We start from the raw sequence: 25,077 nt of genomic DNA, 5'->3' as shown, positions 1-25,077 counted from the left end.
GTGTTTCGCGTGAAGATCGACCGTTGCCCGCCGCTCACCGGGAAGAACCGTAAGCGGACGGGCAGCGTTGATTTAATGCAGCAATGTCATCTGTACGACCTTCACGATGACAAGCGCAACGGCCACGATCAGATAACCGCGCAGCACGCCCATCCAGACGCGTTTGGACAAGGTCAGTTGCTGCGTCGGCAGTTCTTCCAGCGGCGGCATGCGCCAAGTATTGCGCGCATCTTTCGAAAGCGGTTGCTCGTGAGTTGAAACCGCGGGAGCCCCGGCATTCGTCGGTGCGGGCCGCAGCCTCCGAAGCGTCACGGTTGCAGCGTAGCCGACAACGGCCAGTAGCGTGCCACCCGCCAGGACTTCGATAATCGCTTCGCCGGTAATGTCCGGATACATCACCGACGCAGTCAGGATGATGGAGAGCATGACGAGCACCCAGACCACTGCGCCCGTGAAAAGGTTGAGCTTCTTCGAATTCACCCACGGGCCGAGCACGGCGCGGTCGTTGCACAACAGCAGCAGAAACACCGTCGCGCTCGGAAGCAGCACACCGGCGAGCGTCTGCACCGCTTCAGTCAGTAGTCCGAGTGGGCTGCCGGGAATCAATACCAGCGCCGCCGCGGCCGCGACAATGCCGAAGTAGACAAGGTAGAAGCCCTTTGCGTCCGATACGCCGCGGTGCAGCGAGTGACGAATCTTGAACACGTCGCCAATTGCGTAAGCGGTGGCCAACGAGACGGCCGCCGCGCCGATAATGCAGGCATCGAGCAACGCTATCGCGAAGAGAACCGCGGGTGTGCGGCCGGCATATTTTTCGAGGCCGGCGATCACGCCGCCCGCATCCGTGAAATTGCCGAACTCCGGTTTGCCTGCGTACAACGCGCCGCAGAACGAGATCATGGCCACCGCACCGATCATTACGAATACGATGCCGATCCACAGGTCGGCTTTCTCATACTTCATGAAGCGCGGCGTGATGCGTTTATCCACGATATAGCTCTGCTGGAAAAACAGCTGCCACGGCGCAACCGTGGTGCCGACAATGCCGATCACGAGCAACATCACATCGCTCAGTTTCGAATGGACGGGCCAGTTCGGCATCACCAGATCACGCGCGATCTGGCCGACGGGCGGATGAATCGACACGAGTACGGGCACGAGCAGCAGGCTCAACACGCAGAGCGCGACCGCGAAGCGCTCGAAGCGGCGCAAGTTGCCTGTACTGACCGCGGCCATCGTCACCGCCGCGGCGATGCAGACGCCAGTCACTTTCGAAATGCCGAAGAAACCGAGCACGAACGTGATGCCGATGAACTCGGTCACGATGGTGAGCGCGTTCAATATGAACAGGTCGACGACGCTGAATGCGCCCCAGAACTTGCCGAAGCGTTCGAAGATCAGTCGCGCATGGCCCACCCCCGTCACCGCACCGAGGCGCAGCACCATTTCCTGGTTGACGAAAAGAACGGGCACGAGCAGCAGCATGGTCCACAGCAAGGTGGTTCCGTAATTCTGTCCTGCCTGCGTGTAGGTGCCGAAGGCGCCGGCATCGTTGTCGCCGACCATCACGATGAGACCCGGCCCGAGGATCGCGAGCAGCGTTCGGATGCGGGCCCACCAGTTGTTGCGCGGTGCGGTGTCGTGATGCGCGATGGTGCCGAGCGCGCCTTTGATGTCGCCGAGATGCGCTTCGTCGAGAACGGCGCTGCGTGGTGGTGAGACGTTAATTGGAGTGGACATTTTTAGCCGCCTGAGTAGGTGTGATTTTTGGGCAGTGGCGCGCTTTCAGGATCCGCAGCGCGAGTGTCGTCCGAATAGGGGCGAGCGACGGCGTCGCATGCGGATTGCGAAAGCGTGGGTACTGACAGCGGTCGTTACGAAGCCGAGGGATAAACTGAGTGCGAGAGCAGCGCTTTAACGCGGTGCCAGGACACGGCGAGCCAGTGCGGCTTGATGCTGTGAAGCGCGAGTGCAGCGTCGCTGTGGATATGCGTTTGCTGCTGGGTCGGTACGAGGATGGCGATGTACATGGTATTTCTCCGTGCGTATGGCTCTACGCGGATTGCAGAAAGCCAGCAGACACGGAGCGCGGCCGACGTTATGCGCGTGGCGGCGAAGGTCTACTCACTTTCCTCGGGCAAAAGAAAGATTGCGCGGCAATTGAGCGGCATAAGGGATAACTGTCACTGTCCGGCATGGCGGCTCCTTATCGGTGTTGCTTATCTGCGTTGAGTACGCACGTGTTTGTTCACGCGCTCGGCCGCGCCGGAGTTCGAACGGATCGAACCGGCGTGGGCGAACGCAGCCGCGAGTGGATGCTCGCGACGCGATGCCATTCGGACGTATGGGCGCACGGACGCAGGATATGCGTCGAGCACGGCGCGGGCGAGTGGCGCTAGTTAAGGTGCACGGAGAGAGTTACTACGTCGCGCACCGTCTGCCTGTTGGCAAGACGGCGGCTGAGAAAGAGAGCGCGGGCGTCGGGCCGGTCAGGCAGTGAAACTGTTCGAAGATCGACTACTGCTGGTGTCCAAGGCAATGGCCCCGTTTGTGATGACGGGCGAATTTTAGGCACTCCCGCAAGCAGAAGTCAACATGCTTCGTTAAGCGAAGCAAATATTCTTTTTTTATGTGTTGTGGCGTACCAATTCGTCATCACCAGAGTGGGATGAGTCTTTCATAAGTGACAGGAAGGACAGGTAGATGAAGGGCACCGTGCAGCGGTGAATAGCGCGGCCTGATGTCTGCGCGAAGGCGCCGCCGCAATTCGGAGTGCGATTTCTTTAATGCGCTTTTTGCTTGCGATTTTATGAGTGTGCCGAATACAATCCGCCCGTCTCAGCAAAAGGAGTCCCTCGTGGACACATGCTCTAGTAGTGGAAGTCCGATGCCGGTCTACGCCGGCGCAATGTCCGCGAGTTAGCCGCAGGATCACTCCTTCGCCGCTAACTCGCTCCGTTCGGGTTAGTGCGCTTCTTCAGTGACTGGTTGCTGCCGGTCTGCCAGTCGCACGCTCCCTCTGTTTGATCGTTATCGCATCGTTTGCGAGACCCGGTCGCGTCTTCGTACATCGCCCGGCGTGGCCGGGCTCGATGGGAGTGAGCTTATGTTCGTCAAATCGTCGTCGTATCGTTCTTTGGCGCGCCGCGTGCGCGGCGCTCAATCTCGTCTCGCGCAGAAAGACCCTGCAAAAACCGGGCGGTGGATGTCCGGCGGTCCCCTCGGTCTAACCTTCCTGTTGTCGTTTGGCGTCGCGCCCTCGGTGCAGGCACAGACGCTGGCAGCGGGACAAACGCTTGCTTCGGATCAGACACCTGCCGCAGTTCAGGCGCCTGCCGCGGGACAGGCGCCAGCCGCGCCCACTGGGCTCTGGGACCGCTCGAATCTGCTCGGCGACATGGGCGGGCTGCGTCCCTGGCTCGGTAACTACGGGGTGACCTTCAACCTGCAGGAAACCAGCGAGTATCTGAACAACCTGTCGGGTGGCGCTAGACGGGGCGGCGCTTACGATGGATTCACCCAGTTCGGTATCGCTGTCGATACGGAAAAAGCGCTGGGACTGCCGGGCGGCACGTTCAATGTGTCGGCGTTGCAGATTCACGGCAGCAATCTGAGCCAACGGAATCTGCTGACCCTGCAAAGCGCGAGCGGCATCGAGGCCGACGATGCGACGCGATTGTGGGAGCTCTGGTATCAGCAATCCCTGATCGGCGGAAAAGTAGATGTGAAGATGGGGCAACAGAGTCTCGACCAGGAATTCATGGTGAGCCAGTTTGCAACGCCGTTCATCAACGCAACTTTCGGCTGGCCTGTATTGCCGTCGGTGGACATGCCGGCGGGTGGGCCCGCTTATCCATTGTCGTCACTGGGTGTGCGATTGCGCGCCAGACCTTCGGACGCATGGGCCGTGATGGCCGGCGTCTTCGACGGCAATCCGGCGGGCAGCGATACGGGCGACCCACAGCAACAGAACCGCCCCGGAACGAATTTCAATCTGCGCGGCGGCGCGTTGTTCATCGGCGAGGTGCAGTACGCAATCAACCAGCCTCCAGCGAACTCGTCGGGTACGCAGGCAACCGGTTTGCCCGGTACCTACAAGCTGGGCTTCTGGTACGACACGCAAAATTTCGCGGACCAGCGTTTCGACAGTACCGGTTTGTCGCTGGCGAACCCGGCGAGCAACGGCGTACCGGCGAATCACCGGGGCGACTCCAGCTTCTATGCGGTTGCCGACCAGACGGTCTGGCAGCGGGGCGGGGACAGTCCGCAGTCGGTGGGCGTTTTCGCGAGAGTGATGGGCGCGCCGGGCGATCGCAATCTGGTGGACCTGGGTGTGAATGCAGGCGTGACGCTCAAAGCGCCGTTCAAAGGGCGCGACAACGACGTTGCCGGATTGGCCGTCGGCTACGCGAAGATCGGCTCGCGTGCTCAAGGGCTGGCAAGCGATACCGCCTCGCTGACGACACCTGGCTATCCGTCGCGCAGCGCTGAGACTGTCGTGGAGGTGACTTACCAGTATCAGGTCGCGCCGTGGTGGCGGTTACAGGCGGACTTCCAATATGTCTTCCGTCCGGCGGGCGGCATACCGGATCCGGGCAATCCGTCGCAGCGCGTCGGTAACGAAGCGATCGTCGGATTGCGGACCAATATTGTTTTTTGAGTGGACGGGCGGGGAGGGCGCTTCTGCAAGCAACAGCGTATTGAACCCTGGTTCGCGGGCCGGCCGGTCGATGCCGGCCCGGACCTGCGGATGCTGCTGCGGACGACCAGGCGATCATGCCGTTAGACGTCTGCCATATTCACTGTTGGTCCTGGCGCCAGCGGGGCAGTTTCATCTCGGGCCATAAATATGCAACTAACGGTCAAGTCCGACCCGCCTCTCCGAATAACGCGGCGACCGTCTCGATGGAAACTGAAGACCGCCGCTCGCGTACTACGCAGCGGCTATGCAGTGAAGAAAACAGCTATGCCACTCAACGATTGCCGTCAAGCAGATCGCCGAGCAATTCGTCGAATGCGGCTTGGGCGTCTTCGAGTTCCTGCAAGGCAGCGTCGAAGGTTTGCAGCGCGAACTGCGAAGGCTGGCCGGTGCCGGCCGGCGGAAATTGCGATTGCAGCGACGCGAAGGCCGCCTGGACCCGCCTGGTTGCGGTCACTACGCGCTCCATCGCGGCTGTTTCTTCGGCTCTTGCCTTTTCGTGATCCATGAAAAACTCCGTGCTCGTCTGGTCGGCTCGCGCCGTATCAAATGGGTGACTATGCCACGTCCGCGTTCAGGACAGCGGCAGCCCGCCGTTAGCCTTCACCTCCCGCAGGGACAACGCCGATTCCACCGACGTCACGCCCGGCAGGCTGCGCATCTCGTCGCGCATGAAAGTGCCGTAGTCGTCGAGATCGCGCGCGACCACCTGCAGGATGTAGTCGGCGCTGCCCGACACGTTGTGACACGCCAGAATTCGCGGGATTGCCTGCACCTCGCGTTCGAAACGGGTCGCCACCGCGCGGTCGTGCACGGCAAAACGCACGTAGACAAACGCGACCACGCCGAGGCCGAGGGCGGAGCGCGAAAGCATCGCTCGGTACTGGTCGATATAGCCGTCGTTCTCGAGGCGCTTGAGGCGGCGCGCGCAAGGCGTCTCGCTCAGGCCGACCATTTCGGCCAGGCGTGCATTCGACATGCGGCCGTCGTTCTGCAACGCGGCGAGGATCGCGCGATCTGTTTTATCGAGGTCAGTTGACATGACTTTGGGGCGCTTACTCTGTGTTAGCGGAAAACATGACTAGGGGCTGGAATATTAGCGTATTCCTCCAAGAGTAGAGCTGTCACCGCCTGCATTTCGCCAGAAAACCCTCCATCGACGATAGCAAAATAGAGACCTTAAAAATAAGAGGCTTCTATGATTTCCGCACATCTTCTGGTCGTCTATATCGCTGCGTTGTTGGTGGTTTACGCCGTGCCGGGGCCCGACATGGCGCTGGTTCTACAGACCAGTATCGGGCGCGGCATGCGCAGTGGCTTCGCGGCGGCTGGCGGGTTGGGCGTGGCGCGTGCGACGCACGTCACGCTGTCGGCATGCGGAGTGGCCGCGCTGTTGCGCAGTGCGCCCTGGCTATACGATGTGGTGCGTTATGGCGGCGCGGTTTATCTGGCGTGGGTTGGCATCCAGATCTTCCGCTCACCTGTGTTCGCGCTGCCTGAGGGCATTGCGGCGGACGTCGAGTCGCGGCCTTTGCATGCCGCTTTCGTCAAGGGCTTGCTCACCAATCTGTTGAACCCGAAAGCGCTGCTGTTCTGCTCGGTGCTACTGCCGCAGTTCGTGCGTCCTGAGGCCGGACCGGTTGCGCTGCAGATGGTCGAACTGGGTCTGGTGCTGCTCGCCATCGGCGCGTGTTTCGACGCCATGTACGCGATCGGCGCGGCGCGCATCGCCGGCTGGATGCGGGCTCATCCTCTCGCGCAGACACTGCAGCGTTGGACTTTCTCCGCGGCGCTGATCGGCTTCGCGCTGCGGCTCTCGCTGGACTGATGTACTGCGGGGATGATGGCGCGTCGGTTTTGGGTCGCACCGGTTCTGATTGGTTCGCACCGATCCCACCGGTGCGGAGCGGTTCGTGTCCGTTCTCATCGTTCTCATCGTTCGCACCGTTCGCACCGTTCGCACCGTTCGCACCGTTCGCACCGTTCGCACAGGTTCGCCCCGGCTCGATTGGTTCCTATCGGTTCCCACCGATTCGCACCGGCTTGTATCGGTTCGCAACGGCGAGCAGCGCTCCTGCGTGGCCGCGCCTTGTTCGCCGCACAAGCGATGATCGCTTAACCATGTGGGCAGTCCGTTCCTATGATCCGGCGCGGCTGCTCACTTACGCAATTTATGCTCCCGGCGTGAGCGATCCTCGATGATTTTCCGGCGATGCTTGTCTTTCATCTTTTTCCAGGTTTTACATTCGTCGCGAGTGCGCAGACAGCCGATGCAAAGGCCGGTTTTACCGTCGAACTTGCAGATGTCGACACAGGGTGACGCGATACTCATGACAGTTAGGGAATAGGGGCAGGTGCGACGACTGTCGCATGCGTCATGTCCGCGCGCAAAGTGATTGTGTTAATAAGGCCGATAGAGCTGCGCACAGTTGCGCGGCAACACAACCACCCGCTTCTATCCTTCGATGAAAACTTTTCTGCTTTATGCCGTGACCGCCGTTGCCGAAATCGTTGGCTGCTATTTGCCCTGGCGTTGGCTAAAGGAGGGCGGCTCCGTCTGGCTGCTGGTGCCTGGCGCGCTCAGCCTCGCCTTGTTCGCCTGGCTGCTGACGCTGCATGGCACCGCCGCAGGCCGCGTATACGCGGCTTACGGCGGTGTGTATGTGGCGGTGGCTATCGCGTGGCTATGGTGCGTGGACGAAGTGCGCCCCACGCTGTGGGATGCGGCCGGCGTGGCGTTCACGCTGGCCGGCATGGCGATCATCGCGTTCCAACCGCGCGTTTGATGCCCTTCGCGTGGCTTTGTGCTTGGGGCATGCGCGGTTCATGGGCCGCTTTGCGCAACGCGCAAGGTTCGCGCGTGGCTCATGTGTGGCTCATGCGTGAGTTCATGCGTGACACACACGCGACCGCAGTGCGAGTCGCACGTGGCTCGTGAACCACGTGACCCGCGTGCTGCGCGAGCCGCATTCCCGCGCCGCTCACGCATTAGCACGCCAGCGTGCTTACTTGATACCGCCCAGATAGTCGAGCTTGCCGAGTTCGACGCCGTTGTGCCGCAGAATGTCGTACGCCGTCGTGACGTGAAAATAGAAGTTCGGCAGCACGAAACCAAGCAGATACGACAGCCCCGTGAATTCGATCGGGCCGCTGCGCATTTTCAGCGTGATCTCACGTTCTTCCGATCCGTCGATCTGTTGCGCATTGAATTCCTTCAGATAATCAATCGTCTTTTGAAGGCGGGCATGGAGTTCGTCGAAGGTCTGTTCGACGTCGTCGTACTTCGGCGCTTCGACGCCGGCCAGGCGCGCGGCGCAGCCCTTCGCCGTATCGCTCACGATATAGACCTGCCGCACCAGCGGCAGCATGTCCGGCGCGAGCCGGGCGTTCGTGAACACGGACGGCTCGATCTGTTTTTCGGCGGCGTGCGCCTGGGCCTTGCCGAGAATGACTTGCAGGTTGGTCATGCCGCGCACCAGCACGGGCAATGATGCTTGATACATCGAAATTGACATGGGTTCCTCTGATTCTCCGATCGTGCGCGCGGGTGGCGCGCGAGGCGCTGCAACGGCTGGATTGCCGCTTCAGCATCATAGCGCGGGCGCTGCACGATGCGCATTGATCCAACCAGGCGTTAGCCATTCGGACAACTGCCGCGCACACCGGAACTGTGTTCGAATGCATGGGTCGGACGATTTGGCGCAGTCCTTGAAACAATCCGCCGCCGCGGATCGCGCGGCGGTGAGTTCGGGCAGGCGCGTGCCGTGCCTGGAGTCCGCCTCGCGGCTCGCGCCGTCACGCTAACAGGAGAATCGACACCATGGTCAACAGACAAACGCTGCCGGGAAGCGAGCGCACGGTAGAGCAAGGTTCGAAAGTTGTCGGGCAATGCGATCCGGCCGAGCGGATCCAGGTTTTCGTGATGCTGCGCCGGCAGCAGCAGGCGCAGTTCAACGCACTGATGAGCAAGATCGAAGCGGGCGACCCGAGCGTCAAGCCCCTTTCGCGCGAGGCGTTGGCCAAAGATTATGGCGCCGCGCCGGAAGACATCGCCAAGGTTAAAACCTTTGCCACCGCACACGGCTTGACGGTGGTACGGGAGGATCCAGCGGCGCGCCAGGTGTTGCTGGGCGGCACGATTGCGCAGTTCGAGACCGCCTTCGGCGTGAAGCTGGAACATTACCAGCATCACAGCGCGGGACAGTTCCGTGGCCGCACCGGCACGATCAGCGTGCCGGACGATCTGCACGGCGTCGTGGAGGCCGTGCTCGGACTCGATAACCGGCCTCAGGCTCGGCCGCACTTTCGCATCCGGCCGCCGTTCCAGCCGGCCAAAGGGCATGCGGTGTCCTTTACGCCGCTGCAGCTCGCATCGTTGTATCAGTTTCCGCAAAGCGACGGCAGCGGCGAATGTGTCGGCATCATCGAACTCGGCGGCGGGTACAACACGTCCGACCTCAAAAGTTACTTTGGGAGCCTTGGGGTTGCGTCGCCAACGGTGAAATCAGTAGGCGTCGATCAGGGCAGCAATCAGCCGAGCGGCGACCCGAGCGGTCCCGACGGCGAAGTCACGCTCGACATCGAAATCGTCGGTGCGATCGTGCCTGGCGCGACAGTCGCGGTCTATTTCACACAGAACAGCGATGCCGGTTTCATCGACGCGGTGAGCCGCGCGGTACATGACACGGCCAACAAACCGTCGGTTGTCTCGATCAGTTGGGGCGCCCCGGAGTCGAACTGGACCAGCCAGTCGCTGCAAGCTTTCAACAGCGTGCTGCAAACGGCAGCGGCTCTGGGTGTGACTGTTTGCGCGGCGTCCGGCGATAGCGGCTCGAGCGATGGCTCCGGCGGCGGCGATCAGGTCGACTTTCCGGCGTCGAGCCCTTATGTGCTGGCATGCGGCGGCACGAACCTGACTGCGTCGGGCGCATCGATCTCGCGTGAGGTGGTGTGGAACGACGGCGCAGAGGGCGGCGCGGGCGGCGGTGGCGTGAGCCACGCCTTTCCGGTGCCGGTGTGGCAAAAGGGCCTGTCGGCGACTTCATCGAGCGGCGGCAGGAAGGCGCTCAGCGGGCGCGGCGTGCCGGACGTGGCGGGTGATGCGTCGCCTGTCACCGGCTATAGCGTATTGATCGACGGTACGCAGACGGTGGTCGGCGGCACCAGCGCGGTCGCGCCGCTGTGGGCGGCACTGATTGCGCGGATCAATGCGGCGAAAGGGCAACCGGCCGGTTTCATCAACCCGAAGTTGTACAAGGCGCCGGGCGCGTGCAACGACATCACGCAAGGCAACAACGGCAGCTTCGCCGCGTCGCCGGGCTGGGATGCATGCACGGGTCTCGGCAGCCCCAATGGTCAGAAGGTGGCGGCGGCACTATAGTCTGATGAGCCGCGGGTCGGTTCGGGGCGAGCCTGGCGGACTGTCGGCTGAGGCGATCGCGGGCCGGCCGCGACTGGTCCCAAGGTGCGCCGCGTTCAGGCCGCAGGGGTACGGTGCATGGCTTCAGGAGATGCAGGCATCGCAGGCACGCAGGGCAGTGCAGGCGACACAGGCACGCAGAGCAACGCCGGCACCGCAGGACACCGCGAGACACACACGAGACACCAAGACGTTAACGAACCCATGGAGCGATCATGACGAACACCGAGTCAGCTTCCGTTAGTCCGCAGTCGTCAGACAGTACGAATGCTTCGTCCGCAACGGCTGCCGCCGGCACGTCGCGTCATGCCGGCGATCAGCCGTTCTTCGACTCGGTTGCTTACGGCAACGGTCCGGACGACTCCGTTACCGACACCGCTGAAGCAGCCGCGCTCACGCACCATTCGACCACGATCGGCGGCCACAAGATCAACTACACGGCGACGGTGGGACACCTCGTAATTGTCGACCCGAGCAGTTCGCAGCCCGACGCCAAAATGTTCTACGTCGCGTTCACGCAGGACAACCAGAAGGAGGAAACCCGCCCGGTGACTTTCTTCTACAACGGCGGTCCCGGCTCGTCTTCGGTGTTCGTGCTGCTGGGCTCGTTCGCGCCACGCCGCATCAAGACGTCGATGCCGGGCTTTACGCCGCCCGCACCCTACTCGATGGAAGACAACCCGGACAGCTTGCTCGACAAGAGCGACCTTGTCTTTATCAACCCGGTCGGCACCGGCTATTCGGCGGCGATTGCGCCGAAAAAGAACCGCGACTTCTGGGGCGTCGACCAGGACGCAGACTCGATCAAGCAGTTCATCAAGCGCTTTCTGACCAAAAACAATCGCTGGAATTCGCCGAAGTATCTGTACGGCGAGTCTTATGGCACGGCGCGCAGCTGTGTCCTCGCGTACCGTTTGCACGAAGACGGTGTCGACCTGAACGGCATCACGCTGCAATCGTCGATTCTCGATTACACGCAATCCGGCAATCCAGTCGGCGCGTTGCCCACCGCCGCCGCGGACGCGTGGTATCACAAGAAACTCGGCATCGCGCCGCGCCCGACCGATCTCGGTGCGTTTGCCGAAGAAGTGGCGCAATTCGCGCGCACCGACTATCTGGCGGCGCTGCGCAAGTTTCCGACCACGGATTCCGCAACCGTCGAGAAGCTCAGCGAATACACCGGTATCGACAAAACTACCTTGCTTGCCTGGAGCCTCGATATCGCGTCGTACGACAGCCGTGGCAATTCGCTGTTCCTGACCAGTTTGCTGAAGTCGCAGGGACTCGCGCTCGGTGAGTATGACGGTCGCGTGACGGCAATCAACACTGGCATCGCCGGCAAGATCGACCCGAATTCCGGCGGCAACGATCCGACCATGACGGCGGTGACCGGCGTGTACACGACGATGTGGAACGTGTATCTGAACGAGCAGTTGAAATACACGTCGAATTCGGCCTTTACCGACCTCAACGATCAGGCGTTCAAGTACTGGGACTTCGGCCACATTGATCCGACCGGCGCGCAGAAGGGGCTCGATGCCAAAGGCAACATCATTCTGTACACCGCCGGCGACCTTGCCGCGGTGATGGCGCTCAATCCTGACCTGAAGGTCCTGTCGGCGAACGGTTTCTTCGACTACGTCACGCCGTTCTATCAGACCGTGATCGATCTGCAGCAAATGCCGCTTCTCAGCCAGCAGGTGCGGCAGAATCTGTCGGCGCGCTTTTATCCGTCGGGTCATATGGTCTATCTGGACGGTGGCTCGCGTACCGCGCTCAAGGCGGACCTCGCCAGCATGTATGACGCGACGGTGTCCAACACTCAGGCGCTCGGGCGTATCCGTGCGTTGCAGGCCCGGGTGGCGAGCAAGTCGAAGTAAGCACGCTGTGGGCGCCGGGCCTGAGCGGCGCGCAGGCTGCGGCGTTGCCTTTACGCAGCAGTTCGGCGCGGCCTTGCAACGTGCATTCACGTATGGCAAGGCCGCGCCTGCAGACACCTTCAGGCGCCCCCTAACGCTTCCGCATGAATCTGCGCGAGTTTGTCTATTTCACGCAGGGATATTGGATGTGTTTTAATTAGTCTGCGAATTGAACTATTGCGCGCCGCTGCCGGCGCGCCGAAGAATGAACGCAGGCATTGCAGACAGGCGTCGCAGCATCCGTTACAGCGACGCAACCAGCACTACATACCAGGCGATTCCGCTGACGCTCCCGCGCCGGCGCAGCCTCGCCCGTCGTGCCGGCACCGCCCGCACAACGCGCGTTGCGATGCTGCTTGGCTTCGCCGCGGTACTCCTATTGCGCGTCGGCCAAGTCTGGGCTCAGGATGCAGCAATGCTCGACGAGCGCGTCACGCAGCGGTCAATCAGCGAAACGATTTGCCGGCCCGGCTACGCGGACACGGTCGCACCGCCGTTCGACGAGTTGATGGCACACAAGGACCGCATGCTTGCCGCGCGCGGCATCGACGCCGACAACGGTCCGGGTTTCGCGCTGGACCGGCGCGTGCCCGTTGTGCTCGGGGGCTCGCCGGATGCACCCTCCAATCTCGATCTTCTGCCGTGGGCAGGCCAGCAGGGCGAGCGCCGCAAGGCGCGCGCCGCGGTCATGCTCAAACGCTGCGTTTGCGAGGGGAAACTGAGCCTCCCGGAGGCGCAAGCCGCGATTGTCGGTAACTGGTCGGTGGTCTATTCGGGCTTCGGCCAGATGTCTTGCGACGTGAGCCGTCTCGATGTCGCAACCGGCGAGAGCAATGCGCGAAGCGACGGCCGCGGCAGCGCGCCATAAGGCCGCCTGTCTCAGTCTGCGTTGAGCTGGCGGTTCATTCGCGTGCTTCCCGGCCGCGCTAACAGCAGCGCGCTGTCCCTACTTATTGTCGGAGAATCACTATGATCCATTCGCGCCTGGCCGCACTGGCACTCACTTTCGGCTGTCTGTTCGGCAGCGCTGCGGCGCTTGCCGCCGAACCCGTGCGATGCGGCAATGCCGACTCGCTGCAGATTCGCGGCGATGTGCCCGCAGCAATCAGTTTTGATGTGTACCGGCAACTGCGGCCGTTGAACGCGCAGCGGGTCGCGCTCCTGCAGGCAGCCGGGGAGGTGAAACGCTTGCCGGACGGGCTTGCGGTATGCGAAGTTGCCGACGACGGCGTCAACGATCCGTCCGCCGTGCTGGTTCCGCAAGGCAAGAATGCATGGTGGGTAAGCGCCGCCAACGTGCAAGCGGCGGACTGATCCCGACGGTCAGCCCGCCTTTGCGCACGTCCCCCACAGGATGCCGGTGGCAATGCGTAGCGCGGCCGGTTTTTGCGTCCAGCGTCTGCGTCTGGCGCCTGTGCCGGGCCTGCATCACTGAATGAACATGTGTTTTGCTATTTTTACTGCTGTTTATTCAGGTACAGTGCACTAACGGAAGATTTTAGATCCGTCTTTTACGGCATTGTGCCGCATCGCTTTTGTTGTCGATTGTGGCTATCCTGAAAACAGGACGAAATTCGAAGGGGAGATTTAAATGATTGCCTTCTATCTGTCATTGGCGGCCTTGGGTGTGGCTGGCGCTGCATTGATCCGCCAGCTCGCAGCCGCTCAGGAGAAACAGCGTGCCGCACTGCGCCCGGTGCGCGTGCATGCCGCGGATCGCAGCAGTCGCCGAGGGTAGGCCGCATGAACCTGATCGTGCGCAATATCGCGGAATCGTGCAGCGAGCAGGAAGTGCGGGATTTTCTCAAGCATGAGCTTGGGCATTACGCGAAAAATATCGAGGTGGTTGATGCCGGGAAGCCTGGCGCCTACGCCACGGTCGAGTTGGACGCGGACGTGCCGTATGTGGGCGACGTGATTGCGCGTCAGATCCACGGCAAGCAATTGGGCGGCTTGACGCTCGAGGCAAGCGCCGATCTGTTCAGCGACGACGAGTCGCCACCTGCTCACTGAGCTTGTCGCAACTGCGCGTGGTAAAGCGTCGAGTTGCCGAGTGCGTCGAATGGGAAGAGCGCGCGGCGTCTGGCGCATTCCTGATGCGCATCCTCTCCGCGCGTTCTCGTTATTGCACGCCTTCTCTCATTCCCCACCTGATTTCACCGGCCAATCGAACGGCGTGTAGGGCAGTGCCCGCTTGTGCCGCGTGACATCGTAGAAGCGCAAGATCGTTTCGCGCGCGGCGTCGCTCACCGGTTTGCCTTCCAGAAAGTCGTCGATGTCGTCGTACGGGATGCCGTATGCGTCTTCGTCCGGCCGTTGGGGACGCAACATTTCGAGGTCGGCGGTCGGCACTTTGTGCGCCAGCGTTTCGGGCGCGCCCAAGGCTTTGGACAGTGCCCGCACCCGACGCTTGTTCAGGCCGGTGAGCGGCAGCACATCGGCGCCGCCGTCGCCGAACTTCGTGAAAAATCCCATCACCGATTCGGCCGCGTGGTCCGTGCCGATCACCACGCCGGCCCGCGCACTGGCGACCGCGTATTGCGCAATCATTCGCTGCCGTGCCTTGATATTGCCGTGCACGAAATCCTGCTGTGCGTCGTCGTTGAATCGCACGTTGCTGTTATTGAGCGCGGCAAGCATCGCATCGGCAGCGGGTTTGATATCGACGGTGAGATTCTCGTCCGCACGAATGAAACTCAAGGCCTGCTGCGCGTCGGCTTCATCTTTTTGCACACCGTAGGGCAAACGGATCGCGACGAAGCGCGCATCGTAATGTTCGGCGCGCAGCCGTTCGACCGCGAGTTGCGCAAGCCGCCCGGCGGTGGTCGAATCGACGCCGCCGCTGATGCCAAGCACGTAGGTTTTCAGGCCATTGCTGCGCAGGTAGTTCGCCAGAAAAGCCACCCTGCGCTCGATTTCCTGTGCGGCGTCGAACTCGGCGGCGACGTGCATTTCCGCTGCGATGCTTGCCTGGCGTGCGGCTGAGTCTGGTTGCGTCATGTTCCTCTTGCCTCCGTGTGCGGTGGTGCGCGTGTCGACGTTTCAACGTTCGCGCGGCTTGCAGGAGCGGCAGCGCCACGAACGCGCCGGTTCTGCAGGCATGATGTGACGAATCAATATCGCGGTTTTATCGCGGGATATTGGCTTTAAATTCATTTTGCGCGGCTTTTAAACAGCCGCGCGGAACGTTAAATATGGACTGTCAATGCTGTGATAGGGGTGAATGGCCGATTCCTCATGGGGAGATGCCAGTGTGTTTAGCAATATGCCCGTTCCGAGCGCCGGATGAGCCGGCGAGCCGTCAATAATAATCAGGTTTGCTCAAATACGCGATGAACTGCCCCAATCGGCCAGGCCAGCCTGCACCCGCTTGCGGTGATTCGCGGATGAACAGGCGGCCGAGGGCGCGGAGCGAGTGTCGAGCCGACAACGTTCGCGCGACCCGGGATGTCCGCTAGCGGACAGGCCCGTAGCGTAGGCTGCTACGGTTCGAGCAATCAGCAGCAGCGTTCAGTCACGGTTGACGAGCAAAAAGTACCGCCCGGCACGCATGACGAACGCGCATTGATTGACGCAGACCGGTGTGCGCCATTCAAACTCTCACGACCTCGCCAGCAGCACGCCCACCAGCGCCACGGCAAATCCAGCGAGCTGCACCGGCAACAGCGTTTCGCCGAAGCCGACATACCCTTCAAGCGCGGCGAGCGGCGGCGCGAGAAACATCAGCGCGGTAGCACGCGCAGCATCGCCGCGCCTGACCATCCACACCAGTAAGGTCACGCTGATCCCGGACAGCATCACGATGCCCCAGGCCAGCGACGCCCACAAAGCGGCCGATGCAATCCAACGATGCTCGCCGAGCGCCAGCGCAAGAATTGCCGCAACCACCGCCGCGCCGACATTCTGCACGGCACTTGCGCTGCGGATATCGGCCTTGGCCAGCGAAGTCTTCTGGAACAACGTGCCTGCGGTGATTGCGCCAATCGCAAGGATCGAGATGAACACGACCAGCCACGGCGGCGCGTGGCCGTGTTGGGTGGGCGGTGCCGCCGCGGCGAGCTTCGGTCCCAGAACCAGCGCGACGCCTGCCAGGCCGAGTGCCATGCCGGTCCAGCCGCGCCGCGATAGACGCTCGCCAAACAGCGGCGCGGCGACGGCGGCAGTCGCGAGCGGCTGCAACGCGCCGAGCAAGGCCATCACGCCGGCGCTCAAGCCCTGGGCGACGGCCCAGTAGCCCGCGCCGAGATAGACGCCTTGCAGTAGCGCGCCCGCGAGCAGATGTTTGCCGAGATCGCGGCCGGTCGGCCACATGGCGCGTGCGGCGAACGCGGCAAGCGCGAATATCAGCGCGGTGCCGGCAAAGCGCGCGAGCAGGAACAGATTGGGATCGGCGTAGGGTGTGATGGCCCGGGCGACCACGAAACCGGTCGACCACAACACGACGAATACGGCGGCGATTGACGAAGCGAGCATCGGAGACGGGGGGAGGGAAAAGCCGCAATCTTGCCGGGACACGCGACGCGCGTCTTGTTCGAAGCTGCAATCGCGGGTGTTTTGCGCAATGGCGGATGCCTGAATCGCGCCGCGGCGCGTCCTCTCCTTATCAGTCACCAGGTCAGCGGCCCTGGCGTCCCGACGGCATCACCATATCAGCACCGTTTGCGTCCGGCGGCATCACCACATCAGCAGCGTTTGCGTCCCGATGGCATCACGATATCAGCGGCATTAGCGTCCCGGCGGCATCACCACATCAGCAGCACCAGCGTCCCGCCGGCATCGCCACCAACCTCACCGCCAACCTCACCACATCAATAAAACGGTCCCCGCGCCGAGCACTCCGCCGCACACCGCACATGCCCATAGCAACACACGCGTGCGCCGATATTCACGGCCGATGTCCAGCATCAACTCTGCATTCTGCCGCGGCGTGCGGGCGCGATCGTGCTCATGCTGCAAGTAGCGCACGGCCAGTTGCGGCACGCGCGGCAGCATATGCGCCAAATGCGGCAGCTCACGCGAGATGCGCTTGATCCAGCCGCGGTGATCCATGTCGCGCCGTGCAATCCCCGCCAGCACGCATCGTGTGACAGTCCACGTATCGACGCCCGGATGTAGCGCGCGGGCCAGCATTTCCGCCTGCTGGAACGAGCGCTGCGCGGTGGCGAGACGGCCGGGCACGGCGCCGTCGAACGGATGCACCGTGTGCAGCAGATGATGAAACAGCGAACCCGCCGAGCGGTCCTCCGGTTCGGCCGCGAAATGGGCTTCGGCGCGTGTGCGCAATTCGGCTTCGAGCATCTCCTTACGCGTGTCGTGCGGCACATGCCCCGCTTCACGATGAAGTTCGGCAAGCCGGCCGTAGTCCTGGTCGAACAGCGCGGTCGCGCCATGCACGAAGAACTCGCGCTCGCCGGTCGACAGACTCGACATGATCGAAAACTCCGCCAGCACGAGGCGTCCCAGCGTGTCCGGTTCGACGCTCACGCGCACCCGGCGTGCATCGAGCGTCGCGTGAAAGAAGCCGTGCTCGAACGCCTGTTCGGTCACCACCTCGACGATATGCGCGGCCAGTGGCGCGAGCTTGACCTGATGGGCATGCAGGCCGGGCAGGTCGCTGGCGGGCAAGGTGCTGACGCGCTGCATCGTCAGCGTGTGGTTGGTGCACAGGTCCCAGATTACGTCCGGTACGACGATGCGCGTATCGCCGTCGAAATGATGGCCGGTCTGGCTCAGATTGGCGGCCTCGGCGCGCAGATCGAAGCGGCGCAGGATGTCGTCGGTGAAGGTCTGCGCCAAGGTACGCAGTTGCAGCCGGCGGGCGGAGCCGGAAAGCTTCTCCAGCCAGCGCGCGACCCAGCGCAAGAGCGCGAGCTCGTCGCCGATCTGTTGCAACTGATCGGCGCGCACCAGCTTGATGGCCACTTCGCTATGGCCGTTGACCGGCACGAGGAGCCGCGCGAGATGCGTCTGTTCGGCAAAGCCGCTGCGCACCGGCACCAGATCGACTGCGCTGAAGAGGGTGGTGAGCGGCCGGCCGAATGCACGCGCCAATGCCTGTTCGGATGCCTGCGGCGGCAGGGGGGCTTCGAGATGATCGATGGCGTCGATGGCATCGTGCAGGGTGCCGGTCGCGAGTTCGGGCCGTTCAACCAGGGTCTGCGCAAAGCGGCTCGCGAGTGGTCCAAGCGCGGGCAGCACACTGTGCAGGCGCTCGCCGCTGCGCCCGGATGCGTGCACGCGGCCGACCAGCTCGATCATCCAGTGCAGTTTGTGGTCCGCCGGGGCGGCAAGCCAGATCAGGCGCGCGCCATAACGCAACGCGTGGAACAACAGCAGTAAACGGCGAAACAGTGGCGGCATCGGCAGTTCGGTTGACGGACCACGGACCACGCGGCATCGACAGGCGTCGGCGCGCGGCAGGGCGTTCAGGTTAGCAGGTAAGCGCGTGCGCAGGAGCATCCCCGCGCCGCGCGTAATACAATACGCCGGCCTTTCACCCATGGCGAAACCCAAGCGTGCCGGCTTCCGGCCCTCAACAGATGCTCGCAGAACAACGTCACCAATATATCCTGGCGCAAGTCGCCAAAACCGGCGCGCTCTCGGTCGCTGAACTGGTGCGCGAACTGAATGTGTCGCGCGAGACGATTCGCCGTGATCTGAATGCGCTGGCCGGGCGCGGTCTGCTCGTCACGACCCACGGCGGCGCGCTGTCGAGCGACCGGCGCGAGCCCGACCTCGATACGCGCGAAGCCGCCAACGCTGGCGCGAAGCGAGCGATCGGCGAGCGCGCGGCCGAGTTCGTGCCGGACGGCGCTTCGCTGATCATCGATTCGGGCAGCACCACCCAGGCGGTGGCGCGGGCATTGCTCGACCGGCATCGCCTGTCGGTCTATACGAACGACTGGCGTATCGCGCTGCTGCTCGGCCGCCGCAACGATAACCGCGTGACGCTGCTCGGCGGCGAACTGTCGGATATCGAAGACGCCACCTTCGGCCTCGACACGGTCCATCAGCTGACGCAATACCACGCGGACTTCGCCTTTATCGGCGCGGGCGGCATTTCACCGGATGGCTACCTGACCGACTACAGCCGCATGGCCGCCGAAGTGCGCAGCCGCATGATCGCCGCGGCCGACATGGTGGTGGTCGTCGCCGATCACTCGAAGTTTGGGCGCGTGACGCCGGTGCGCATCAACGGCATCGAATCGGCGCGTTATCTGGTCACCGAACTGGCGCCGGAGAAGACGCTCGGTAAGGCGATCACGGCGCATGGGCCGGAAATCCTGATTGCCTGAAGCGGAAGCTGGGTCCCGGCGTCTGAAACCGAGGAAGGCGTCAAACGCCAGTTCTTCCGCCTCACCGGCCAGCCCCAATAGCTCGCCGGTCCACCAGTCCCAGTCCACCAGCCCAACCGCGCAACCGCGCAAGCGCCCACCAGCCCCACCAGCCCCACCAGCCCCACCAGCCCAACCTCCACCTCGCCGCGCGTTACCTCACACGGATACCCAACTTCTCGACCGTACGGCCGATCGCCGCCACCGCGTTGCGTAGTTCGTTCTCATCGATCGCACCGATGCAGCCCACGCGGAACGTTTCCACTTGCGTGAGCTTGCCCGGATAGAGCACATAGCCCGCCTCGCGCACCGCGGCATAAAAGTCCGCAAAATTCCACGCAGGGTCGCGCGGCGCATGGAACGTGACGATCACCGGCGCCTGCACTTCAGGCTTCAGAAACGGCTCGAAGCCGAGCGCTTTCATACCGTCCACCAAGGCCGCGCAGTTCTGCCTGTAGCGTGCGCCGCGCGCCGCTTGTCCGCCTTGCGCGATGAACTGATCGAGTGCCCGACGCAACGCGGCGACCACATGAGTCGGCGGCGTGAAGCGCCACTGCGTTGTCTTCTCCATATAAACGTATTGATCGTGCAGATCCAGCGCGAGCGATGGCGAACGTCCTTCGCTTTCTTCCAGCACACTGCGCCGCACAATCACGAAGCCCATTCCCGGCACGCCTTCCAGGCATTTGCCACTCGCCGAAATCAGCGCGTCGATGCCACCGCGCCGTAAGTCGATCGGCAACGCGCCGAACGAACTCATCGCGTCGACGATCAGGCTCTTGCCGTGCCGTTGACACACCGCGGCGATGTCGTCGAGCGGATTGAGCAGACCCGCACTCGTTTCCAGATGGACTTGCGCGACGTGGGTGATGCGCGAATTGCGATTGAAGGCGTCTTCGATGGCGGCGGCGCTGACCGGTTCGTCGTCGCGCAGCGCCAGTTCGACATAAGCGATCCCCATTCGCTGCAATATTTTGACCAGACGGGCACAATATGCGCCGTTGTTCGGAACCAGCACGCAGCCTTGACGCGGCACCAGCGTGCCGAGCGCCGCTTCGACCGCGAACGTGCCGCTGCCTTGAAGCGGCACGCATACATAGCCATTTTCGCCATGTACGATCTTCACCAGCTCGGCGCATACGTCATGAGTCATGCGGTTGAACGCGGCGTCCCACGAACCCCAGTCGCGCAACATCGCCTCGCGGGTTTGCGGCGAAGTGGAGAGGGGGCCCGGCGTCAACAGGATTGGGTCGTTTCCAAGGATCACACAGCCTCCGTCATCAGATGAATGTCCGTCGCCCACGTTGGGTGACGAAAAGATTGATTTGGATATTATTGGCGAATTGTGTCATTTTTTGGAAGCCGACAGAATAGTCATGGCGTTGTCATGGAAACCTGTAATCCTTGCCATGCCCGATCACGCATGGCAGATGGCGCGAGTGTCGTAGATGGGCTGTAGGTCAGGCTGGAGAAGAAGCGGCAAAGTTGTCGGCAATCTGCAATCCATACGAAAACTGCACGACAACTGGCTGTGGGCAACACGCAAGCGGCACGGCGCTACCGCCGTTCAATCACAACAGGTATCGGGATATCCCGACCGTCTGGTTTTTTGCCTTACGGAGAGAGTGACATGACAAAGACGAATTCCCTTCACGCCACGGCTGGCCTCGCACGCAAACTGTTGCCGGCATTGGTCGCCGCCGCAGCATTCGGCGGCATGGCGGTAGAGGCTCATGCGGCTGACGCAGTGGTGCTGTACACCGCCGACGGCCTCGAAAACCTCTACAAGGATGTGCTGCCGGCCTTCGAAAAGAAGGAAGGCGTGAAGGTCAACATCGTCACGGCAGGTAGCGGCGAAGTGGTGAACCGCGCCACCATCGAAAAGGATCAGCCGAAGGCCGACGTGCTCGTCACGCTGCCGCCGTTCATCCAGCAAGCCGACCAGAGCGGCCTGTTGCAGGCTTATCAGAGCGCCAACTACAAGAACGTGCCGGCCATCGCCAAGGCGTCGAACGGTACATGGGCGACGTTCGTGAACAACTACTTCTCGTTCGCGATCAACCCGGACGTCGTCAAGACCCAGCCGAAGACCTTCGCCGACCTGCTGCACCCGGACTACAGCGGCAAGATCGCTTACTCGAACCCGGCCACGGCGGGCGACGGCATGGCCGTGATCATCCTGACCTCGGCGCTGATGGGCGAAGACAAGGCGTTCGACTACCTGAAGAAGCTCGAGCAGAGCGCCAAGTTCCACACCAAGGGCACCGGCTACCTCGACGTGCTGCTCTCGCGTAACGAAATCGCCTTCGCCAACGGCGACTTGCAGATGGATCTGGACGATGCGGCCAACGGCGGTCTGTCGCTCAAGCCGATCTTCCTCGCAGCCAGCGCCGGCGGTAAGCCGACCACCTTCCAGCTGCCGTACGCGATCGGCCTGATCAAGAACGGCCCGAACCAGGCAGAAGGCAAGAAGCTGATCGACTACCTGATGTCGACAGACGTGCAGGCCAAGGTACCGGATATCTTCGGTATCCCGGGTCGTACCGACGTGCCGCTCACCGGCAAGAACGGCGAAGCAGTCAAGCAGGCCATCGCCGGCGTGACGCTGATTCCGGTGGACTGGAACCAGGTGATGGCGAAGAAGGCTGACTGGACCGCACGCTGGAAGAATGACGTGATCGGTTCGTCGGGCAAGCAACTCGAAGTCGTCAAGCCGAAGTAAGCCGGACCGTTTGCCATTGAGTCAGGCGGCGCCCCCGTGTTCGTGCGAGGCGCCGCATCAGCATTAATCCAGTTGGAGGATGAACCCGGTGAATACGGCCAGTCTTGCTCACCCAGACGCGCTCGGCGCCTCACCGGACGCGCTCGACGCCGCGCGTTCGAACACGCCGGGCGGCGTGCAGATCGACCATCTGACGGTGCGCTTCGGCTCGCGCACCGTGCTCGACGATCTGTCGCTGACCATTCAGCGCGGCGAATTGCTCACCGTGCTCGGCCGCAGCGGGTGCGGCAAGACCACGCTGTTGCGTTTCATCGCCGGGTTCATTGAAGCGGACGGACTGGCCGGCACCTTGACGGTTGCCGGCCACGACCTGACGCATGTGCCGCCGCACAAGCGCAATCTCGGCTTGCTGTTTCAGAGTTATGCGCTGTTCCCGCATTTGTCGGTGTTCGATAACGTGGCTTTCGGGTTGCGCGCCCGCCGCACGCCGTCGAAGGATGTCGCGCGACGTGTCGCCGATGCCTTGAAGCTCGTGCAACTGGGCGACGCCGGGCATCATATGCCCGCGCAATTGTCAGGCGGCATGCAGCAGCGTGTGGCCTTGGCGCGCGCGCTCGTGATCGAGCCCGACGTGCTGTTGCTCGACGAACCGCTTTCCGCACTCGACGCCAATCTGCGCGCCTCGGTGCGTTCCGAACTGAAGGCGTTGCATGAGCGCCTGCCGAATCTGACGATCGTCTGCGTGACGCACGATCAGGACGACGCGCTGGTGCTCTCCGACCGTACGCTGCTGATGCGCGAAGGCCGCATCGCGCAACTCGGCACGCCGCAGCAGTTGTACGACACGCCGAACGACGGCTTTGTCGCACGTTATCTGGGCGCGGCCAACCTGCTGCCGCCGCAGGTCGCATTCGGCATGGGCGACGTGCGCTACAACGAACGTGACCGGGTGGCCTGTCTGCGTCCGGAAGCGCTGCGGATCGTGCCGCTCGGCGAAGGGCAGTTGCATGGCGCGATTACGTCGGTCGAATGGTACGGCGCGGTGCTGTCGGTGTCGGTCGCTCTGGACGCGATGCCTAACGAGCCCGTGCTGGTCACCATGCAGCGTGGCCACGGCATGATGCCGGAGAAGGGCGCGCGTGTTTCACTGCGTTATGAGGCTGACGATGTCGTCCTTATCAACCCCTGATACGCCTGATTCGATGAGCGCGGCGGCCGCCGCCGAGGCTCGCCGCACTGCCAGTGCAGCCTCGCACACGGCAGCGGTGAAGCGCCGCGAACGTGCGGCGCAATGGCACCTGCTGTTCCTGGCGGTGGTCGTGCTCGGTCCGCTGGTTATTTATCCGCTAGTGCGTCTGGTGCTGCTCAGTTTCACCGGTCCGCATGGTTTGAGCCTGCAGGCCTACTCCGCGTTTTTCGGCAATCCGGAAACGCGCGGCGTGGTCGGCACGACGCTGTGGGTTCTGTTTGCCAGTGCGGGGCTCGCGTCCTTGCTCGGCGTCGCGTTGGCGTCGATGCTGTTTTTCAAGCCGTTTCCGGGCGCGCGGATGATCACGCGTTTCCTTGAGCTGTTCGTCGCGTTCCCGTCGTTTCTGGTCGCCTTCACGCTGATCTTTCTGTACGGCTCGCAAGGTTCGGTCAGCATCGGCTTGCAGCGGCTGTTTCATCTCGAGGCGCCGCCGCTCGATTTTCTGTTCGGCGTGGGCGGCGTGATTCTCGCCGAAGTGGTGTTCTACGCGCCTTTTGTCGTGCGTCCGACGCTGGCATCGTTCGCCACGCTCGACATGCGTCTGATCGAGGCTGCCCGCAGTCTCGGGGCAAGCGGCTGGATGGTCGCGTTCAAGGTGATCCTGCCGCTCGCGTGGCCAGGTATCGCCGCGGGCACGATCCTGTGTTTCCTGCTGACGTTGAACGAGTTCGGCATTCTGCTCGTGCTCGGCAGCGCGCATCTGATCACGCTGCCGGTCGCGATCTACAGTTCCGCGACGGTCGACCTCGATCTGCCGACTGCCGCCGCCGGCGCGGTCGTCATGCTGATCATGTCGTTGTCGCTGTACGCGTTGTACCGCCAGGTCAACCGCCGCAAGGTGAAAGGAGTGGGCCATGGCCGTTGAACTCGACCCGACCGTCTTGCCGGTCATGCACAAGAGGGCGCGGCCGGTGCGCCGCAGTCTGCCGGTGCGCGTGCTCGGCGGCCTGTTTCTCGGCTTTGCCGCGTTGCTGTGCTTCTGGCTATTCGTCTTGCCGGTGATGGTGGTCGCGCTATCGAGCGTGGCCGGGCACTGGTCGGGCACGATCCTGCCGGACAGTCTCAGCACGCGCTGGTTTGAACGGCTGGGTTCCAGCGACTTCGACGCGCTGACCACGAGCCTGGAAATCGGCATGGGCGTCGCCGTGCTCGGCACGATTCTCGGCCTATGGCTGGCGCTGGCGCTCGAAGGACGCGACCGGCGCGGTCTCGGCGCGTTCGTCGACACCATCGCGATGATGCCCAACGGCGTGCCGAGCGTGGTGCTGGGGCTGGCTGTGTTGATCGCGTACCACAAGCGTCCGTTCGATCTGTCGAGCTCGGCGGCGATCGTCGTGTTCGTACAACTCGCGCTGGTGCTGCCGTTCTGCTACCGCTGCGCGGCCGCCGCACTGCGCCCTGAGTTGACCGTTCTGCGCGAAGCGGCAGCGAGTCTAGGGGCGCCGCCGTCGATGGTGCTGCGCCGCGTCGTGCTGCCGCAATTGGTGCCAGCCATTCGCGCGAGCCTCGCTTTGGGCTTCGCGCTGTCGCTCGGCGAACTTGGCGCCACGCTCACTGTGTATCCGCCGGGTTTCGCGACGGTGCCGATCGTCGTGGTCGGCCAGGTGGAGCGGGGTTATTACCTGCCGGCCTCCGCGTTGTCGCTGATTCTGCTGATGGTCTCGCTTGCTGCGCTGCTGCTGATCGCGGCGCGTGTCCCGCGTCGTCGGGTGGACTGACGAGCATCTCCTGAGGG

The 25,077-nt window shown here is 62.8% G+C and carries 24 protein-coding genes; 14 read left to right on the top strand and 10 right to left on the bottom strand.

Annotated elements, in window-relative coordinates; genetic code table 11:
* Positions 1-72 precede the first annotated feature (72 nt).
* Both P0D84_RS32245 and P0D84_RS32240 read right to left on the bottom strand, forming a co-directional pair.
* Complete coding sequence (locus P0D84_RS32245; RefSeq protein ID WP_408343352.1) at positions 73-1,740, bottom strand: NRAMP family divalent metal transporter; 1,668 nt, start codon at positions 1,738-1,740, stop codon at positions 73-75.
* Between the two features lie 134 nt (positions 1,741-1,874).
* A complete protein-coding gene (locus P0D84_RS32240; RefSeq protein WP_408343350.1) occupies positions 1,875-2,030 on the bottom strand; it encodes a hypothetical protein in 156 nt (51 codons plus the stop codon).
* Positions 2,031-3,205: 1,175 nt separating this feature from the next.
* On the opposite strand from P0D84_RS32240, the gene P0D84_RS32235 reads away from it, so the two are divergent.
* Positions 3,206-4,660 (top strand): carbohydrate porin, encoded by a 1,455-nt coding sequence (locus tag P0D84_RS32235; RefSeq protein ID WP_408346196.1) that lies wholly within the window; start codon positions 3,206-3,208, stop codon positions 4,658-4,660.
* A 313-nt stretch (positions 4,661-4,973) separates the two neighbouring features.
* Here the strand turns inward: P0D84_RS32235 and P0D84_RS32230 are convergent, their stop codons facing one another.
* Together P0D84_RS32230 and P0D84_RS32225 are read right to left on the bottom strand one after the other, a co-directional pair.
* Positions 4,974-5,207 carry a hypothetical protein gene (locus P0D84_RS32230; RefSeq protein WP_408343348.1) on the bottom strand — a complete coding sequence of 78 codons (234 nt, stop codon included), beginning with the start codon at positions 5,205-5,207 and terminating at the stop codon, positions 4,974-4,976.
* A 66-nt stretch (positions 5,208-5,273) separates the two neighbouring features.
* Positions 5,274-5,741: an Lrp/AsnC family transcriptional regulator gene (locus P0D84_RS32225; RefSeq protein WP_408343346.1), complete on the bottom strand. Its 468-nt coding sequence runs from the start codon at positions 5,739-5,741 to the stop codon at positions 5,274-5,276.
* 156 nt (positions 5,742-5,897) lie between these two features.
* Here P0D84_RS32225 and P0D84_RS32220 point away from each other — a divergent pair, with 156 nt between their 5' ends.
* Positions 5,898-6,527: a LysE family translocator gene (locus tag P0D84_RS32220; protein ID WP_408343344.1), complete on the top strand. Its 630-nt coding sequence runs from the start codon at positions 5,898-5,900 to the stop codon at positions 6,525-6,527.
* Between the two features lie 330 nt (positions 6,528-6,857).
* Here P0D84_RS32220 and P0D84_RS32215 read toward each other — a convergent pair whose 3' ends face one another.
* Positions 6,858-7,031 carry a DUF1289 domain-containing protein gene (locus P0D84_RS32215; protein ID WP_408343342.1) on the bottom strand — a complete coding sequence of 58 codons (174 nt, stop codon included), beginning with the start codon at positions 7,029-7,031 and terminating at the stop codon, positions 6,858-6,860.
* A 133-nt stretch (positions 7,032-7,164) separates the two neighbouring features.
* Here P0D84_RS32215 and P0D84_RS32210 point away from each other — a divergent pair, with 133 nt between their 5' ends.
* Entirely contained in the window at positions 7,165-7,485 is a 321-nt protein-coding gene (locus P0D84_RS32210) for a YnfA family protein (protein WP_408343340.1), read from the top strand.
* A gap of 219 nt (positions 7,486-7,704) precedes the next feature.
* Here P0D84_RS32210 and P0D84_RS32205 read toward each other — a convergent pair whose 3' ends face one another.
* The gene (locus tag P0D84_RS32205; protein WP_408343338.1) at positions 7,705-8,214 is read right to left on the bottom strand and encodes a DUF1993 domain-containing protein; all 510 of its coding nucleotides are present in this window, start codon (positions 8,212-8,214) and stop codon (positions 7,705-7,707) included.
* A 305-nt stretch (positions 8,215-8,519) separates the two neighbouring features.
* Between P0D84_RS32205 and P0D84_RS32200 the strand changes: the two genes are divergently transcribed.
* The 6 genes from P0D84_RS32200 (at position 8,520) to P0D84_RS32175 (ending at position 14,050) form a co-directional block, all read left to right on the top strand.
* On the top strand, positions 8,520-10,079 hold the full coding sequence (locus tag P0D84_RS32200) for a S53 family peptidase (RefSeq protein WP_408343336.1): 1,560 nt from the start codon (positions 8,520-8,522) through the stop codon (positions 10,077-10,079).
* 254 nt (positions 10,080-10,333) lie between these two features.
* The gene (locus P0D84_RS32195) at positions 10,334-11,998 is read left to right on the top strand and encodes a S10 family peptidase (RefSeq protein ID WP_408343334.1); all 1,665 of its coding nucleotides are present in this window, start codon (positions 10,334-10,336) and stop codon (positions 11,996-11,998) included.
* Between the two features lie 244 nt (positions 11,999-12,242).
* Positions 12,243-12,905 carry a hypothetical protein gene (locus P0D84_RS32190; RefSeq protein ID WP_408343332.1) on the top strand — a complete coding sequence of 221 codons (663 nt, stop codon included), beginning with the start codon at positions 12,243-12,245 and terminating at the stop codon, positions 12,903-12,905.
* A gap of 101 nt (positions 12,906-13,006) precedes the next feature.
* Positions 13,007-13,351: a hypothetical protein gene (locus tag P0D84_RS32185; RefSeq protein ID WP_408343328.1), complete on the top strand. Its 345-nt coding sequence runs from the start codon at positions 13,007-13,009 to the stop codon at positions 13,349-13,351.
* A gap of 277 nt (positions 13,352-13,628) precedes the next feature.
* Positions 13,629-13,775 (top strand): hypothetical protein, encoded by a 147-nt coding sequence (locus tag P0D84_RS32180; protein ID WP_408343326.1) that lies wholly within the window; start codon positions 13,629-13,631, stop codon positions 13,773-13,775.
* Between the two features lie 5 nt (positions 13,776-13,780).
* The gene (locus tag P0D84_RS32175; protein WP_408343324.1) at positions 13,781-14,050 is read left to right on the top strand and encodes an RNA-binding protein; all 270 of its coding nucleotides are present in this window, start codon (positions 13,781-13,783) and stop codon (positions 14,048-14,050) included.
* A gap of 126 nt (positions 14,051-14,176) precedes the next feature.
* Here P0D84_RS32175 and nadE read toward each other — a convergent pair whose 3' ends face one another.
* The 3 genes from nadE to P0D84_RS32160 form a co-directional block, all read right to left on the bottom strand.
* The gene (gene nadE, locus P0D84_RS32170; protein ID WP_408343322.1) at positions 14,177-15,037 is read right to left on the bottom strand and encodes an NAD(+) synthase; all 861 of its coding nucleotides are present in this window, start codon (positions 15,035-15,037) and stop codon (positions 14,177-14,179) included.
* A gap of 600 nt (positions 15,038-15,637) precedes the next feature.
* Positions 15,638-16,510, bottom strand: coding sequence for a DMT family transporter (locus P0D84_RS32165; RefSeq protein WP_408343320.1), 873 nt, complete (start codon positions 16,508-16,510; stop codon positions 15,638-15,640).
* 327 nt (positions 16,511-16,837) lie between these two features.
* Complete coding sequence (locus P0D84_RS32160) at positions 16,838-18,397, bottom strand: ABC1 kinase family protein (protein ID WP_408343318.1); 1,560 nt, start codon at positions 18,395-18,397, stop codon at positions 16,838-16,840.
* A 179-nt stretch (positions 18,398-18,576) separates the two neighbouring features.
* Between P0D84_RS32160 and P0D84_RS32155 the strand changes: the two genes are divergently transcribed.
* Positions 18,577-19,332 (top strand): DeoR/GlpR family DNA-binding transcription regulator, encoded by a 756-nt coding sequence (locus P0D84_RS32155; RefSeq protein WP_179737906.1) that lies wholly within the window; start codon positions 18,577-18,579, stop codon positions 19,330-19,332.
* 193 nt (positions 19,333-19,525) lie between these two features.
* On the opposite strand, the gene P0D84_RS32150 is transcribed toward P0D84_RS32155, so the two are convergent.
* Positions 19,526-20,638, bottom strand: coding sequence for a 2-aminoethylphosphonate--pyruvate transaminase (locus P0D84_RS32150; protein ID WP_408343315.1), 1,113 nt, complete (start codon positions 20,636-20,638; stop codon positions 19,526-19,528).
* A 363-nt stretch (positions 20,639-21,001) separates the two neighbouring features.
* Here P0D84_RS32150 and phnS point away from each other — a divergent pair, with 363 nt between their 5' ends.
* From phnS to phnV, 4 genes are all read left to right on the top strand, one after another.
* Positions 21,002-22,093: a 2-aminoethylphosphonate ABC transporter substrate-binding protein gene (gene phnS / locus P0D84_RS32145; RefSeq protein ID WP_408343313.1), complete on the top strand. Its 1,092-nt coding sequence runs from the start codon at positions 21,002-21,004 to the stop codon at positions 22,091-22,093.
* Positions 22,094-22,181: 88 nt separating this feature from the next.
* Positions 22,182-23,282: a 2-aminoethylphosphonate ABC transport system ATP-binding subunit PhnT gene (phnT, locus tag P0D84_RS32140; protein ID WP_408343311.1), complete on the top strand. Its 1,101-nt coding sequence runs from the start codon at positions 22,182-22,184 to the stop codon at positions 23,280-23,282.
* On the top strand, positions 23,260-24,207 hold the full coding sequence (locus P0D84_RS32135) for a 2-aminoethylphosphonate ABC transporter permease subunit (protein WP_408343309.1): 948 nt from the start codon (positions 23,260-23,262) through the stop codon (positions 24,205-24,207). Before phnT ends, P0D84_RS32135 begins: the two co-directional genes overlap by 23 nt.
* On the top strand, positions 24,197-25,060 hold the full coding sequence (gene phnV, locus P0D84_RS32130; protein ID WP_408343307.1) for a 2-aminoethylphosphonate ABC transport system, membrane component PhnV: 864 nt from the start codon (positions 24,197-24,199) through the stop codon (positions 25,058-25,060). The genes P0D84_RS32135 and phnV overlap by 11 nt, the downstream gene beginning before the upstream one ends.
* Positions 25,061-25,077: the final 17 nt, after the last annotated feature.

The organism is Paraburkholderia sp. RL17-337-BIB-A (assembly GCF_046025895.1).
Lineage (GTDB): Bacteria > Pseudomonadota > Gammaproteobacteria > Burkholderiales > Burkholderiaceae > Paraburkholderia > Paraburkholderia fungorum_C.
The sequence above is the reverse complement of the archived record's forward strand: the minus strand, read 5'-3'. Positions and strand labels throughout refer to the sequence as shown.

Coding starts and splice junctions, on each gene's coding strand:
- P0D84_RS32245 (WP_408343352.1), bottom strand. CDS start 1,740: ATGTCCACTCCAATTAACGTCTCACCACCACGCAGCGCCGTTCTCGAC.
- P0D84_RS32240 (WP_408343350.1), bottom strand. CDS start 2,030: ATGTACATCGCCATCCTCGTACCGACCCAGCAGCAAACGCATATCCAC.
- P0D84_RS32235 (WP_408346196.1), top strand. CDS start 3,206: ATGTCCGGCGGTCCCCTCGGTCTAACCTTCCTGTTGTCGTTTGGCGTC.
- P0D84_RS32230 (WP_408343348.1), bottom strand. CDS start 5,207: ATGGATCACGAAAAGGCAAGAGCCGAAGAAACAGCCGCGATGGAGCGC.
- P0D84_RS32225 (WP_408343346.1), bottom strand. CDS start 5,741: ATGTCAACTGACCTCGATAAAACAGATCGCGCGATCCTCGCCGCGTTG.
- P0D84_RS32220 (WP_408343344.1), top strand. CDS start 5,898: ATGATTTCCGCACATCTTCTGGTCGTCTATATCGCTGCGTTGTTGGTG.
- P0D84_RS32215 (WP_408343342.1), bottom strand. CDS start 7,031: ATGAGTATCGCGTCACCCTGTGTCGACATCTGCAAGTTCGACGGTAAA.
- P0D84_RS32210 (WP_408343340.1), top strand. CDS start 7,165: ATGAAAACTTTTCTGCTTTATGCCGTGACCGCCGTTGCCGAAATCGTT.
- P0D84_RS32205 (WP_408343338.1), bottom strand. CDS start 8,214: ATGTCAATTTCGATGTATCAAGCATCATTGCCCGTGCTGGTGCGCGGC.
- P0D84_RS32200 (WP_408343336.1), top strand. CDS start 8,520: ATGGTCAACAGACAAACGCTGCCGGGAAGCGAGCGCACGGTAGAGCAA.
- P0D84_RS32195 (WP_408343334.1), top strand. CDS start 10,334: ATGACGAACACCGAGTCAGCTTCCGTTAGTCCGCAGTCGTCAGACAGT.
- P0D84_RS32190 (WP_408343332.1), top strand. CDS start 12,243: ATGAACGCAGGCATTGCAGACAGGCGTCGCAGCATCCGTTACAGCGAC.
- P0D84_RS32185 (WP_408343328.1), top strand. CDS start 13,007: ATGATCCATTCGCGCCTGGCCGCACTGGCACTCACTTTCGGCTGTCTG.
- P0D84_RS32180 (WP_408343326.1), top strand. CDS start 13,629: ATGATTGCCTTCTATCTGTCATTGGCGGCCTTGGGTGTGGCTGGCGCT.
- P0D84_RS32175 (WP_408343324.1), top strand. CDS start 13,781: ATGAACCTGATCGTGCGCAATATCGCGGAATCGTGCAGCGAGCAGGAA.
- nadE (WP_408343322.1), bottom strand. CDS start 15,037: ATGACGCAACCAGACTCAGCCGCACGCCAGGCAAGCATCGCAGCGGAA.
- P0D84_RS32165 (WP_408343320.1), bottom strand. CDS start 16,510: ATGCTCGCTTCGTCAATCGCCGCCGTATTCGTCGTGTTGTGGTCGACC.
- P0D84_RS32160 (WP_408343318.1), bottom strand. CDS start 18,397: ATGCCGCCACTGTTTCGCCGTTTACTGCTGTTGTTCCACGCGTTGCGT.
- P0D84_RS32155 (WP_179737906.1), top strand. CDS start 18,577: ATGCTCGCAGAACAACGTCACCAATATATCCTGGCGCAAGTCGCCAAA.
- phnS (WP_408343313.1), top strand. CDS start 21,002: ATGACAAAGACGAATTCCCTTCACGCCACGGCTGGCCTCGCACGCAAA.
- P0D84_RS32135 (WP_408343309.1), top strand. CDS start 23,260: ATGTCGTCCTTATCAACCCCTGATACGCCTGATTCGATGAGCGCGGCG.
- phnV (WP_408343307.1), top strand. CDS start 24,197: ATGGCCGTTGAACTCGACCCGACCGTCTTGCCGGTCATGCACAAGAGG.